Origin of the sequence: Alicyclobacillus dauci (assembly GCF_026651605.1) — a bacterium.
Classification (GTDB): Bacteria; Bacillota; Bacilli; order Alicyclobacillales; family Alicyclobacillaceae; genus Alicyclobacillus; species Alicyclobacillus dauci.
Map to the genome: position 1 here is coordinate 3,050,681 of NZ_CP104064.1, position 13,803 is coordinate 3,064,483.

Consider the following 13,803-nt stretch of genomic DNA (forward strand, 5'->3'; position numbering starts at 1 on the left):
GTGTTCGTCGAAGAGATAACTATGGAAAATACGTCTTCAGAAACCATCGAACAAGTTGAAGTTCTACAACAGCGCTGCACTTCCTTGGAACAGGAGAACGCCGTTGTTCAAGCAGCAAGTGAACTTGCTGCTTGAACAACGGCGTCTGGATCGGCAAAAGCGTTTCGGGGCATCCAGCGAGCGGTCTGACGCTGAGCAGATGCGGTTGTTCAATGAGCCAGAGACGGCGTCGGATGAAGAGCCAGAAATAGAAGAGCCTTTGGTTGATACGGCGACACGCAAGCCACGCAGGAAACAACCTGGACAGCGGGAAGCCATGCTGGCGAACCTCCCTGTTGAGCGGATGGAATACCGCCTGCCAGAGGCAGAGCGCGTGTGCCCGTGTTGTGGCGGCCCCTTGCACGAGATGAGTGCGGAGGTACACCGGGAACTCAAACATATTCCGGCACAGACGGTCGTCGTTGAACGTGTGCAATACATCTACGGGTGTCGACCGTGTGAGAAAAATGAGATTCACCCGCCCGTGGTCAAGGCGGACATGCCGCGCTCGGCGTTTCCCGGGAGTCTGGCGTCGGCATCCATGGTGTCTTATATCATGAGTAAGAAGTTTGTGGAAGGCATGCCTTTGTACCGACAGGAGCAGCAATTCACCCGACAGGGCATATCACTTTCTCGTCAGACGCTGGCGAATTGGGTGGTAGTCGGAGCCACGCGTTGGCTGAGCCTCATATTCGACAGGCTTCATGAGGAATTGCTTGCCCGACATTATTTACATGCAGATGAGACAACACTGCAGGTACTACACGAACCCGGACGGGCGGCCAATTCGAAATCGTATATGTGGCTGTACCGAAGTGGACGTGATGGACCGCCGATTGTGCTGTATGACTATCAAGAGAGTCGGTCGAAGGAGCATCCGAAGACGTTCCTCCGAGGGTTCAAGGGGTACCTGCATGTAGACGGATATGCCGGATACCACGACGTGGAGAACGCGACACTGGTCGGGTGCTGGTCTCATGCGCGGCGCGGTTTCAATGACGCCCTTCAATCGCTGCCGAGCGCCGAACAGAAAAAACTTCGGCTGCACGGACTGGGCTTCAATATTGCAATGAGTTATTCAAGATTGAACGTGGGTTGAAGGACGCCACACCGGAAGAACGTCGAGCAGGCCGAGAAAAGCAAAGTCGACCTGTGCTCGATGCTTTTTCAGCATGGTTGCATGAGCAGAGTCCACTTGTGCTGCCAAAGAGTGTTTTAGGCAAAGCCATTACGTATTGCATGAACCAATGGAGCAAACTCATTGTGTTTCTAGAAGACGGGAACCTGGAACTGGATAACAACCGGAGTGAGCGGTCTATCAAGCCTTTTGTGATCGGCCGCAAGGCGTGGATGTTCAGTAATACACCACGTGGTGCGAGAGCAAGTGCCATTACTTATAGTTTGGTAGAGACGGCGAAAGAGAATGGTTTAGATCCGCGCCTATATCTGGAGTATCTGTTTGAGCGGCTACCAAACATCCAAATGGATGACGAGCATGTCGTAGACGCTTTGCTGCCGTGGTCCGAAGAGTTGCCAGAGGAGATACGAAAACGAAAGACAAGAGCATAGAAGATCAACATCCCCGCCAGCGACGCTGCGGGGATTCATTATATCCGATTATGAACAAACGTGGTTCGTGCACAAGGTGTGCCGGGTTTGACGTTCACCGAGGAACCGTTGTCAAAGCGTTCGATTCTGCACGCCCATCTTGTTCTACATGATGCACTTGATCGGGCAGTAAAATGGGGGTTCGTGGCTCGCAATGTTGCTGATGCAGCCGACCCACCTAAACCAGAACCAGTACAGATGTCTGTTTGGACGCGTGACGATGTCTTGAAATTCCTTGAAGCAGTCAAATCTAATCCGTAGTATATCGTTTTCTTGATCGCCGTCACCACCGGCCTCAGAAAAGGGGAAATTCTTGGCCTTCGTTGGTCTGATCTCGACTTGGAGAATGGGCGGTTATATGTCAGGCAAACTCTGATGTATGTAAACGACCAACCGGTGTTTCTTGACCCCAAGACTAACAAAGGAAAGCGAATGGTCGCTTTGATCCCGTTCGAATTTCGTTGTCGTATTTGACATATCCTCGTACTATCCCTCGCTGGTCGCGCACATCCTGAATCCAATGAATGAACTCGTTACGACTCCCCAAAAGTTCATTTTCTTGGGTGTAAGGCGAGGCTCCAGCGAAGATAAGTACGGGTACGCTCCCTTTCGCCGCATTATGAATTGCCCCGCCAAGATTCTGTGTCCCACATTCCACATGAACAATCACCGCTTGAGGACGTTCTGTCGCTTGCGCATAACCATGCGCCGCGCTAAGTGCCACCATCTCATGAGGACATGTGATTACCTTCGGAAAGTCGTTTGGTTCTTGGTTTACTAGTGCCAAACTTTCAATCAGCGCTGGATGATCGCTACCTAAATTGACAAACAGATGTGAAACGCCAGCGTCACGTAAGGCTTCTAAAAACGCAGTGCTTGTGGTGTATTTTTGTTCCATGAATTTCTTTCCCAAAGTAAATTTTACACTGGTAGGTCATTGAGTGGTTCTTTAATTGTTGCGATGGCTTTGTTTAGAAAGGCAAAGGCTAGTTCCATAATAGCTAATTGATACCAGAGCGGTCGGCAATGAAGAAAACAGTGAGAGGTTTGCGCGCTAACGGGACATGACACTTTGAACTGTATCCCAATTTGTTTGCTGTTCTCGTATTTGCTCAAGCATGCAAATGAGATCAACAATCAACCGGTTACAGGGAACCGAGACATGGTGGCGGTTTGCATATTTTACAATTGCACCATTCAAGAATTCAATTTCAGTCTTCTGACCCTTCATAATATCTTGAAACATGGAAGCTAAGTGATGCCCAGACGTGGCGGGATTGAACTGCTCAGTAATGGTTGTCATAATTTGTTCTTTATCCAGATACACCTGTTCCATCTTCGCTACGAGCATAATCTCATCTAAAAGATAGGAGATTAGCTCATGGATATTGGAGTAGCTGCCTACCTCCATGACGCTGGCTCGCATCAATGTACTTAAAGGGTTTAAAACGCAGTTGAAAGCGACTTTGTTCCATACAATCTGTTGAAGGTTCGTCGATAATATGGCATTCAAACCCGCTTCCTGAAAAGTGTCTACAATTAATTGGATTTTATGTGTAATATCTCCTCCAACAGGAGCAAGATAGGTAGACCCGGAACCAAGGGCTACAATCGAACCAGGGTGAATCAATTCAGTTGCAAACATAGTTACCCCTGCTAACAACCGATTTCTTGGTACAAATTTTTCTAATACCTCTACATTTCCGAGCCCATTTTGTAATGTAAGGGCATACGTGTGATTCCCAATTAAGTGACGACAATGCGTCATAAAAGATTCAGTTTGCGTAGCTTTAGTAAGAACCAAGATAAGATCAGCAGCACCTTTGATGTGCTCAGGTTCCGTAGCAGATATGGGAACTCGTAATGTACTTGTTTCTGTGGTTACTTCGAGCCCATTCTGTTGAATGGCCTGAACGTGATCTTTCCAAAAGTCTGCGAGTAGGACATCATGATTTGCTTCAAACAATTTCCACCCATAACGACAACCCATTGCACCCGCACCGGCCACCACAATTCTCATGCCAAAACCCCCATTCTCAATATTCATATTAGTAAAATTATTTATGAATTATATTAAATGCTAGTTTTGTATATAGTACTTTCTGCCTTATCCTTACGTAATGCAAACGTTACAAGAAATACTAGAGCACTGTTGACGATTAATCCCCAAAATCCGTCAATTCCTGGTAAATGAATCACTAAATGGTTAAGAAACACCGTAGCAACACCCGCCAATAATCCGATCACTAATGCTGGGGCAGATGTGTGCCGCCAATATAAACCTATCACCACAGTCGGAATAATTTGTACGATCCCACTCGTTGCCTCAATTGCCAATTGGGTAATGTAATTCGGATAAACGACTCCAAACAACAATGCCACTATGGTAACGAAAAATACGAATAGCCGGCTGGTTAGAATCATGTGTTTTTCCGTTAGTGACGGCCAAAGCCAATCCTTTAACAAATTCACCGTAAACATATTACTTGCAGATAAAATCATGACGGATACCGGTACAAGACAAGTCAGAGCTACTGTGGTGTACATAATCGCTTGAACAAACGAGTTATGATAGGATGCTTGAATTAAATTTAGAATAGCCAAGTTTGCATACGACGGATCGCCTGGATGATGAGGTAGAACCAAATAAGCCACAATACCATAAGGTGGACCCCTTTGTCAAGACACACTTTTTGTAGTTGAAGTTAATAACATTATTACTGATTCTTCAGATAGCCTTAGGAGGGTGTAGTGCAGTTCGCCCCTTCTGGAAATAGACTTCTGCTGGTGTCAGATAGCCTAGTGACTGGTGCGGGCGGTCGTAGTTGTACCGCTGTATGAACTTGGCGATTTGTTGCCTCGCTTCCTTTGGACTATTGTATTCGTGAATGTACACTTCTTCGTACTTGAGGGTACGCCAGAAACGCTCTGTGATGATGTTGTCCAAAGCTCGATTCTTGCCATCCATACTAATCCGTACACCGGCTTCTTTCAGCAGATCGGTATATTGATGGCTAGTGAAGTGGCTCCCCTGGTCGCTGTTCCAGATCTCTGGTTTAGCTTGGCATAAGGCTGAACGGACGGCAGTTAATACGAATGGCATCTCGAGAGTTTGATCAAGCTGCCAACTCACAACATACCGTGAGTACCAATCGATGACGGCAACCAAATACATCCATCCGTGTTTTAGGCGGATATAGGTGATATCAATTCCTCAAACGTGATTGGGGTGGCTGGGCGTCACGTTGCGTAACAGGTATGGGTAGACCTTGTGTTTCAAGTTACGTTTGCTGAGGTTCGGACCGGGGTGGATCCCCTCGATGCCCATCTCTCGCATGCAGCGTTGCACACGCTTGCGGTTGATATCCCAGCCTTCACGGCGCAGTAGATGCGTGATTCTGCGACTGCCGTAGACCGGATAATCCGTGTAGAATTGGTCAATCCGATGTTTTAGCCGTACCTCTTCATCTGAAGGTTCAGCAGGCTTGTAATACAGACCGGAGCGGTTCAGACTTAGGATACGTGCCTGAGTTTTGAGCGAAACTTTCTTGTTGTCTCGCTCCACCATGGCAAGACGCTCACTTCTGCTCCGGGTCGATGCCAGATTTTTTTGATCCACTCGAGCTGAGTGGTTAGTTTACCGACCTGTGCGTACAGTCGTTCGATTTTCTGTTCCTGTGCCTTCTGCTCCTTAGCTGCCTTACGCTCGTCCACAAACAGGCTAGCAAGGTTTTCTAAGGCAGTCTTCTTCCACTGGCTCAATTGCACGGGGTGAACTTCGTACTCCGCAGCAATCTGTGCCATCGTCTTTTCTTCTTTGAGAATCTCTCTTACGACTTGGGCTTTGAACTCTGGTGTGTACTGTTTTTTCATAGCCATAGTGTAACCCAACTGTCCTCCTATCGGGTGTCCAGTTTTACGGGTCCACTATACCAAGCCAAGTTAAAAAAAACACCAATAAATTATAAAACGGTAAGTAGAGCATACTTTTCCGCAATGCTTCTTCTGATCTAGAGCTAAAAGCTCCCGTAGACGAGTGTGGCCACATAAACAGAGCCATTGCAGTCATCAGCGCCGTCGAACTGAACCAAATCGAATCATGTGGACCCGCGTGTAACGTTAGCATGTTAGGTATTTTCTGAAGTGCCACGGAAAACATAGAACCCCATCCATGAAACCAAATAAACGGAATTGTCAGCATCATTGTGATTAAAACGATCCATACGAGAGCATCCTTTATAACCGCGGTCCACGCCGGTGCTCGTAACCCACTAAAAAATGTGTAAAACGCGACTAGTGCAAACGAAATGACCAGTGCAGCTACACCGACCGACGCTGAGTCTTTGAAAACCCCTTGCCCAGCGACTTTGACCACACCTGTTATCCCTGTTAGTTGTAGATCGATGTACGGGATCAAAAAGCACAAACTCGTGAGGGACACAAGCACACTTACCACACGACTGTTGTAACGCACACGTGCATAATCTGCGATAGTGGTAAGATTGCGTTCTTTCGCAAATCTCCACAACCGCGGCAAGATGAAGTATCCCAATGGATAAGCCATTGCCAAGTAAGCAATACCATAGAAAGCTGGTGCGCCAAAATTATAGGCATAGCCGGTGATACCCAAAAAAGTAGCAGCTGAGTACGTGTCCGCCCCAATGAGAAACCAAACTAAAAAGGGACCCAGTTTACGTCCTCCAACACTCCACTCTTCGAGAGAGCTTCTTGACGCTTTATTAAAACCGGCAGAGAATCCAACCATAACTACGATTAGAATGAAAATGGCAGTTAATACCATGGCAATCATTTATTTCACTCCTTTGCCAGAATATGTTTAGTGTTATGCGATTAATATTTTTGATATAACTACGAGACGGAGCCTAAAATCGAAAGAGTAAAAGCTGTCAGGACTGTTTTTTTTCGATGACGTAAATTGTCAAGGTGATAAAGGGTGTTAATACCATCCATATGAAAATCCAGAAAAGAAAAAAGGGTAAACCAAATACAACCGGTTGAATATGGTTAACGACTGAAGTCAGAACCACATTTACGACGATAATGAATATAAGTAAAATCCATTTCATTTTTTCACCTCCCACTCCTATATAAGGTAATGGTCAATCCTCGCGATTAAGTTCAGCAATTAATTTAAACCTGCTACGGAAACATAATGAGCAACAGTTTGCGAAGACTCGAAGAATGCTTTCTGCTCCTCGTCGTCCAATTTCCACTCCACAACCCTCTCAACGCCTCTTCGACTAACGAGCAATGGGACTGCGATACTCTGATGTTCTATCCCATACTCACCCTGTAATATCGATGATCCCATAACTAGAGACGACTCCGACTGAGACAGCTTAGAAACTAGTTGAGCAATACCAATCCCACTAGTCCAACCTGTCGTACGGTTCACATTTAAAGCATTGAATTGGCTAAAGTACTGGTTGATGTCTGTGACTATTTCCCACTTCTGTTCCTGTGAAAAAACAACCCGTTCTCCTTCAAACTGCACTTGACTAAAAACAGGTACCTGCGTCTCTCCATGCTCACCCATCACAGGAGCAAAACCTGACGCGTCCGCAGGAATACTTAGGATATTCCGAATAGACCTTTCAAAACGTGCGGAATCATTCAGTGTGTAACCTATCAATTGTCTGCGATCAAAACAGAGTTCTGTATATAAGTAATAGTTGATAATGTCCACCGGATTCGTTGCGGTTATAATTAGAGAGTTTTTTGCGCATCGTTGTAACCATGGAGATAGGTTTTTAACAACATCCAAATTTTCTGTCAAAAAATCGTTACGACTCTTTACATTGTTACGGTTGGGCACACTGGCAGCTAATATGACCAAGTCAGCGTCACCAATATGCTCGTTAAGATTTGCTAATTGAAATGATTGCTTGGGAAAAGCGCATTTCAAATCCATTAAATGATTTTTAAGTACATTTTCATTTACATCTGCCAACACAATCTCTTCTGTGAGTTGTTGCTGAGCCAAACAGAATGCAGTGGTTGAGCCAAGTGTTCCTGCTGCACCTAAGATAATCACTTTACGCATGTTGAAATTCCTTTCGACCGTAATTAGAGATCATGTATATCATTCATTGTAATGTAAAAGGAGAATTATGGAATTACATGAAGGCTAAATATGTCTTCCCTCCTTCGCTCGACCCACACTTGTATTTGCATTACGAGGACACCACTGATAGCGCTTACGGATGCATTGAATGAGGATATCACAAACCCTTTTCTGAAAACGTCTACAGAGTACAATAGAGTGTATATATGAACAATGTAGAAAATTCTATAAATTTATAGACCACATCTATGATGAGCCGTGCCTTTCAACGTGTCTCTATGCGCTCATTACCAAGCTAGGGTCATTTTTTAAATAACTGGAGGAGTATCTATGGAATTTCGCCTGTTGGAATACTTCCTGAAACTCGCGGAGGAACTTCATTTTACTCGGACGGCAGAACTCATGGGGATTTCGCAACCCACATTGAGTCACCAAATTCAACTTTTGGAATCCCGCGTCAACACTAAATTGTTTGAGCGGTCAGGCAAACAGATTAGACTTACTCAAGCCGGAAAAATTTTGCGGGAGCATGCGCTCCGAATTTTCGAAGAACTAGACCAAGCCATGATCGAAATCAAACAATTAAACGACCTAAGACATAGAAGTGTGTCCATTGGATGTGCAGGAACCCATGTATTGATTCAACCAACGATCTCCTTTCAAGAACAATATCCCGACGTTGAACTTTCGATCACTGACTTGCGATCTGAAGAAACGATTGAAGCGTTGATGAGTCAACAATTGGATCTCGGTATCATTTTCTTACCAAACGCCCTCGACTCTAGACTAGCATGCATACATTTGTTCGAAGAGGAGTTCTTTCTTGTAATATCAAGCGGTCACAAACTTTCCAGAACAAAGTCGGTAACCTTCGAAGAACTACATTCAATTCCATTGGCATTACTACCGAAAAGCTACTTGATTCGTCAATTCATAGACGAGTATACGTCTCCACATGGTTTCAAATTAAAACCGACACTACAACTCTCGAGTTTGGAATCACTTCGTGAGGTTCTTTCATTCCATAAACTTGGAACCATCCTAACCCGGTCCTATCTGACACAAATTTCCGATCCTACCCTTGTTGCAGTGCCCGTCGTCAATTGCCCAACCATGTCGGTCGGCCTCGTCTATCCCAAAAATACCGTTCTTGACGCAGTCCGTAAGCAATTTATTAAACACGTTCTCGACGTCTATCGACCACAACATGCAGTCAACAGAAAGGTGTAAAAAAGTTGGCAGCCCGACTGCAGCTAAAAGCAAGTTACGTTCACCCTCACCAAGCTGGAACAGACCTCAGAGGGCGGCTTTTAACTATCGTCCTATTATTAACTCCGGTTCACAGTTGTAGATATACGAAATCCCGAAGTCCCTTGGTGTGTCTAGGGTTTCGGGATTGTGGATAACTTCGTGTGGTGCCTACGGTGTTCCTGTGGATATCTCCGAAAATAACGGTGGATGCTCATATCCAAGTGCTTGTAATATTTGTGCTTGTTCCGGGGTGATTTCTGTTCGCTGCCGAACTCTTCCGCTACCAGCCTTGTAGGTTACAAGGTGCATCTTGTTCATCACAGAGCGAATCTCGCGCCACGTGCGTCCGGTACGGTTTTTAGCCACCCGAACCAACAGTAAAGCGAGCCAGCAAAGTAATACATGGGCCCGAATTCGTTCGTTCTTCCGGTGGTACATTGGTCGCAACTCCATGGTCTGTTTTAGAGAGCGAAATGGCCGCTTCAACCTGCCAAAGTTGCTTGTATCCAAGGGCCACATCCTCTGCGGACAGCGTGTCGTCAGAAGTTCGAATCAGATATTTCCCATCGAGCCGTTCCATCGCTTTAACTGCCTGCTGGTCAACCGTGAGATTGCCACGCTTGTCCGACTTCAAGTAACGCTTGAATGTGGGATGGCTTTGCAAGCGACAATGGGCCTTGGTATGTGCGTCGTTGTCCATCTCCTTGAGTCGTGCAAGCTCCGCTTCCAGCGCCCTGAGATGTGCGTTGCGTCGAGCTTCATCCGGGTTTCGAACAAGAACGTATCGAACCCGAGCCTCACCGTCTCCCACTACGATTTCCTTCACCTCGAGGTTATCCCGTACTGTCTTGAATCTCCCGGGTCGAGACAAGGCATCTTCGACAGTCTGCTTGCCAGAGGTCATCTTCTCTCCAGCAATGTAATGCCCGCCGGTTTTCTGGAGTTCACGTAAATTGTCCTCCGAGCTGAACCCACGACCGTGATGACGCGTCCCAGACGCCACCCAATCAAATCCTTCTTTACTTCTGGGATTACGGTCATGTCTGACGTGTTCCCTGGCCATACCCAACACCGCACAGGGATTCCGTCTCGGGTCACTGAAAAGCCAATGACGACCTGGGGTAAATCAGGTCGGTGGTCCTTGGAGTAGCCGGGTTGTCTCAGACTGTCCTCTTCGGGCTCGTCATCCATTTCAAAGTAGCTAGACGTGGTGTCGAAGAACAGAAGGTCGACTTCGAGGTTTAATAAGTCTGAGACCGTTTCGAACACTTCTCGCTGGATATCTACGTCTGATTCCATCAGGAAATCCATCGCACGGTACCCTTGGTGGACTTCAAAGTTCTCGACACCAGGGTGTGCGACATCTCGGTTCACCCGGTCCTCGATACCCAGCTTGCTTGAAGGGTTTAAGGCACGATTGGCGACCATGGCAAAGATAGCACGCTCAATCGGCGCCTCATACTTTCGTTGTTCCAGACGCCTAGATATCGCTTTTCCCACGCCAAGCTCGTGCCACAGAGTTTCCACGATATGAGCAGTGCCAAACGTCTTGCTATCAAGCAGACTCAACTGCACGCTTTCCTAGGGTTCCTCCATTTAAATATGTTGGTCACGATTAAACGCTGACGCCTTGGATCATCCGCGAGATTTAAACCTCCGAGCCTTCGAACCAACTCTGCATCAAAGGGGGCGCATCAATTTCCATTCTGCGATTCTAGTTGCATCAAGCTTTGGATGAGTGCCTTTTTCTGATTCAGGAGGTTAATGATTTTTTGCAACTGGTCTCTGTATTGCTGGGAAGTTGGATCGTAAAAACTCAGCTGACTTTCAATGGAATTTACCTGCCCCTGTATAGCGTTTATCTGCTGCTCTTTCTGTGCTTTTAACTGCTCGTAGCCAGAGTTTGTGGCCGGTTGCTGCGTTTTTACAGGCTGCCCGGTTTGTGTTTGCTGTGACGATTGTGCTTGCTGTTGTTGCTGCTGTTTGGCGTATTCTGCTCTCGTTTGCGCATCTGCATCCTTTTTTGCTTGTTCGAATACAGCTTTGTCTTTATCCAGTTGGATCCGTTCAAGATCCAATTGCGCCTTGCTTTTTTCATAATCAAGTGTTTCTTTTTCAATGGACGCTTTTTCAGCGCTGACCGCTATCTGTGTGGTATTGGCCTTATGTAAACTTGTGAACCCATACGCGGTAGAAAAAGACGATAATAAAACTACCCCTGCAATTATGCCGCCAATTACCTTCTTATCCAATCCAAATCCCTCATCCTACTAATCAGTACGTAACTAAACTTAATCGACGACACAATTATTAGCCCTTTTCAGTAGAGCTACCAGACCAAAATATTGCTGCTTTTAATAAAATGTTGGAAACTTAACACTACAATATTTCTAGAGACAGTAAATGTTTGCCACCACATACAAGTGCTGTTCGTTATATGGGGCAGAACGTTCAAGGTGTGGAATTGTATTTTCATACATCGCGGGTGTAGCGAGCTTCTTCAAGTCCTGCCCCCTGTTATGCGACAGAAGGACGCTACAATATGAGCACTGTTTCACCCTCCCCAGATGGTTCTTCAAAGCCTTCTAGGTATGAATTCAGAATTTCTTCTGTGATGGGAAAAGCAGCATTTGGTCAGAACGGTTTTAAGATGCCTGTAGACAACTTAAATTCGGAGCGTCGATGTGAGTAAAAACTGGGGTAGGCTTCAGATGTCGGCTAGCGGCTTGAACAAAGGTTTCAAGTTGCTTCTAGGACCATGTAACAAACTGCACGTGAAAAAACATGGGCCGGATCCCTAGCCCATGTCAGATGATCCTTTGAATTTGTAAGAGATCGGTGCTGAGGGGAATAACGTTTCATCATGGAACATTGCCACGTATGTATAACCCGAGATGCACACCTTGGCGGCCTGAAACGGGTACCGTATTCCTCATCGCTACGGGTCTTGTGTACGAGGACTGAACCCGTTTACGGGTCCTCAGATTCATCCGCCTACCATGTTCATCCAGTAATCGTGGTTTTGGTCGGTTATGGTGGATGTGGCTTCCTTATATACCAGGTATTTCTGGTGTAAGCGACACGTGGCCTTGTAAAACCACGGTCCCCACTAACTAGGGTTCGCACGTTCTCCATCACTATATTGTCTTCGACATAGACCACCGCAGTCCGTAAATAAACGAGAAGAAGGCTAAGCAAACTGCCAGATACTTTGACTGAGATTGCCGAACCGATAGCTGCGGTGAAGGAGCTTCACTTGTCTAGCACTATCTGCAGCGCCCATCGCGTAAAACAACGGGACAAAGTGTTCATTCCCGTGTAGCGGTACAGCAAGTCTAACATGGGGAGCGAGTTTGTCATATTGAAACAAAGCGTCTAGGTTCCACTCTGTGATGTTCGCCGAAAGCCAATCATCGAACTCTACTGCCCAGTCATTGATACGTGTATCATTCCGTTCTAGCAATCCCAGATTATGCACGGTTACCCCACTACCAATAATGAGAACATCCTGCTCCCGTAGAGCCTCGAGTGATTTCCCGATTTTGTACTGCTGGGCTGGTGTAAAGTCAGGATTAATCGACATGGACACCACAGGCACGTCCGCATTCGGGTACATAAAGCGCAGTACCACCCACTCACCGTGATCGAGCCCTCGACTATCATCTATTTGGTATGATATACTGTCCTTTTCGAACATCTGCTCAATTTCTTTGGCGACTTGAGGGGACCCTTTAGCAGGGTACGTGATTTGATAAAGTGCCTCTGGAAAGCCACCAAAGTCATAGATGGTCTCGTATTCAGTGGCTTCACTTACCATTTCAGTATCGGACTCCCAGTGTGCCGAAAACAGTGCAATCGCTTTCGGACGGGGAAATCGTCTTCCTAAGTAAGCTAGAAACTTCGTATATTCATTGTCTTCAATTGCAATAATCGGTGACCCATGTGAGACAAACAGTGATGGCATCATTTCGATTGTCTCCTTCCGCAAAATATTTCGCTGCAAGAGAGGCGATGATGAATTCTAAAGAAACCTCGACGTTGCAATCGTTCTGAAATAAAGGAAACCACGAACCAAAGTCATCCGTGGTTTTTGTTGGTTAAGTCGTTCTATAGGCGTCCAGCCTCGCAGGGTCGATTTAATTCTCTCCAACGTAAGTCACGCCAAGCGCGCGGAGTTTTTCACGCAGTCCGTAGATGTCAAGACCTAATTCGCCACGTGCCAGCCGTTCCCGGGTCCGATTCTCTTTCTCCATCCGAGCCTGCGCCGCTTGTACAACGGATTCCACCTGAACGCGCGGCACCACGACAACGCCGTCGCGGTCACCCACAATAACGTCTCCCGGATTTACAATCGCTCCACCACAGACGACTGGGACATTGACACTTCCTGCTGTTGCTTTCACAGTTCCTTTCACAGAAATCTGTCGCGCCCACACTGGAAACTCCATTTCGGTCAATTCCACTGTGTCTCGAACCCCAGCCTCAGTGACCAGCCCCTTGACTCCATGCGCTCGCGCCGAAACTCCGAGAAGTTCACCGAACATCCCATCTGTTGACTCTGAAGTGCACGTCACGACCAAAACGTCCCCCGGTTGGCACACCTCAATGGCGGCATGAATCATTACGTTGTCACCAGGATGGCATGAGACCGTCACCGCAGACCCGACCACACGGCCGCGTCGTAGATCGGACGCAATACCGGACTCACTAGCCCCGTGCGCCGCATTGACTCGTGGACGGTCGCCGCACCAAAAGATTTCAGGGCTTCTATCAATTCAGCATCCGCACGTTCAATTTGGGTCACAATAACGGAGCTCAAA

Annotated in this window: 13 protein-coding genes and 3 pseudogenes; 4 read left to right on the plus strand and 12 right to left on the minus strand. The window is 46.7% G+C overall.

All coding sequences use genetic code 11. From position 1 onward, the window contains the following. Positions 1–15 precede the first annotated feature (15 nt). The 3 genes and pseudogenes from tnpC (at position 16) to NZD86_RS24790 (ending at position 2,121) form a co-directional block, all read left to right on the plus strand. Positions 16–1,608, plus strand: a pseudogene (tnpC, locus tag NZD86_RS15470) (IS66 family transposase). Positions 1,609–1,668: 60 nt separating this feature from the next. After that, the gene (locus tag NZD86_RS15475) at positions 1,669–1,908 is read left to right on the plus strand and encodes a hypothetical protein (protein ID WP_268042951.1); all 240 of its coding nucleotides are present in this window, start codon (positions 1,669–1,671) and stop codon (positions 1,906–1,908) included. Between the two features lie 12 nt (positions 1,909–1,920). Beyond that, positions 1,921–2,121, plus strand: a complete 201-nt coding sequence (locus NZD86_RS24790; RefSeq protein ID WP_407655174.1) for a tyrosine-type recombinase/integrase — start codon at positions 1,921–1,923, stop codon at positions 2,119–2,121. Here the strand turns inward: NZD86_RS24790 and NZD86_RS15480 are convergent. The 7 genes and pseudogenes from NZD86_RS15480 to NZD86_RS15510 all read right to left on the minus strand — a co-directional run bounded on the left by NZD86_RS15480 (position 2,063) and on the right by NZD86_RS15510 (position 7,711). Then, positions 2,063–2,545: a thiamine pyrophosphate-binding protein gene (locus NZD86_RS15480; protein WP_268042952.1), complete on the minus strand. Its 483-nt coding sequence runs from the start codon at positions 2,543–2,545 to the stop codon at positions 2,063–2,065. The two genes, NZD86_RS24790 and NZD86_RS15480, sit on opposite strands and share 59 nt — an antisense overlap. Positions 2,546–2,701: 156 nt before the next feature. After that, entirely contained in the window at positions 2,702–3,667 is a 966-nt protein-coding gene (locus NZD86_RS15485; RefSeq protein WP_268042953.1) for a ketopantoate reductase family protein, read from the minus strand. A gap of 53 nt (positions 3,668–3,720) precedes the next feature. Further along, complete coding sequence (locus NZD86_RS15490; RefSeq protein ID WP_268042954.1) at positions 3,721–4,302, minus strand: SLC5/6 family protein; 582 nt, start codon at positions 4,300–4,302, stop codon at positions 3,721–3,723. A gap of 73 nt (positions 4,303–4,375) precedes the next feature. Further along, positions 4,376–5,520: pseudogene (locus NZD86_RS15495) on the minus strand (IS3 family transposase). A 43-nt stretch (positions 5,521–5,563) separates the two neighbouring features. Next, entirely contained in the window at positions 5,564–6,457 is an 894-nt protein-coding gene (locus NZD86_RS15500; RefSeq protein WP_268042955.1) for a sodium:solute symporter family protein, read from the minus strand. Between the two features lie 97 nt (positions 6,458–6,554). After that, positions 6,555–6,734, minus strand: a complete 180-nt coding sequence (locus NZD86_RS15505) for a DUF3311 domain-containing protein (protein ID WP_268042956.1) — start codon at positions 6,732–6,734, stop codon at positions 6,555–6,557. 59 nt (positions 6,735–6,793) lie between these two features. Further along, positions 6,794–7,711 (minus strand): malate dehydrogenase, encoded by a 918-nt coding sequence (locus NZD86_RS15510; RefSeq protein ID WP_268042957.1) that lies wholly within the window; start codon positions 7,709–7,711, stop codon positions 6,794–6,796. A 351-nt stretch (positions 7,712–8,062) separates the two neighbouring features. Here NZD86_RS15510 and NZD86_RS15515 point away from each other — a divergent pair, with 351 nt between their 5' ends. Beyond that, on the plus strand, positions 8,063–8,962 hold the full coding sequence (locus tag NZD86_RS15515) for a LysR family transcriptional regulator (protein ID WP_268042958.1): 900 nt from the start codon (positions 8,063–8,065) through the stop codon (positions 8,960–8,962). 189 nt (positions 8,963–9,151) lie between these two features. On the opposite strand, the pseudogene NZD86_RS24880 reads toward NZD86_RS15515, so the two are convergent. From NZD86_RS24880 to NZD86_RS15545, 5 genes and pseudogenes are all read right to left on the minus strand, one after another. Then, a pseudogene (locus tag NZD86_RS24880) lies at positions 9,152–10,564 on the minus strand (IS1634 family transposase); the annotation flags it as partial. A gap of 113 nt (positions 10,565–10,677) precedes the next feature. Then, a complete protein-coding gene (locus NZD86_RS15530; RefSeq protein ID WP_268042961.1) occupies positions 10,678–11,235 on the minus strand; it encodes a hypothetical protein in 558 nt (185 codons plus the stop codon). Positions 11,236–12,173: 938 nt separating this feature from the next. Next, a complete protein-coding gene (locus NZD86_RS15535) occupies positions 12,174–12,950 on the minus strand; it encodes a DODA-type extradiol aromatic ring-opening family dioxygenase (RefSeq protein WP_268042962.1) in 777 nt (258 codons plus the stop codon). Positions 12,951–13,119: 169 nt separating this feature from the next. After that, positions 13,120–13,653: a 4-carboxy-4-hydroxy-2-oxoadipate aldolase/oxaloacetate decarboxylase gene (locus NZD86_RS15540; protein WP_326492573.1), complete on the minus strand. Its 534-nt coding sequence runs from the start codon at positions 13,651–13,653 to the stop codon at positions 13,120–13,122. Continuing rightward, positions 13,635–13,802 carry an RraA family protein gene (locus NZD86_RS15545; RefSeq protein ID WP_268042964.1) on the minus strand — a complete coding sequence of 56 codons (168 nt, stop codon included), beginning with the start codon at positions 13,800–13,802 and terminating at the stop codon, positions 13,635–13,637. Before NZD86_RS15545 ends, NZD86_RS15540 begins: the two co-directional genes overlap by 19 nt. Position 13,803: the final 1 nt, after the last annotated feature.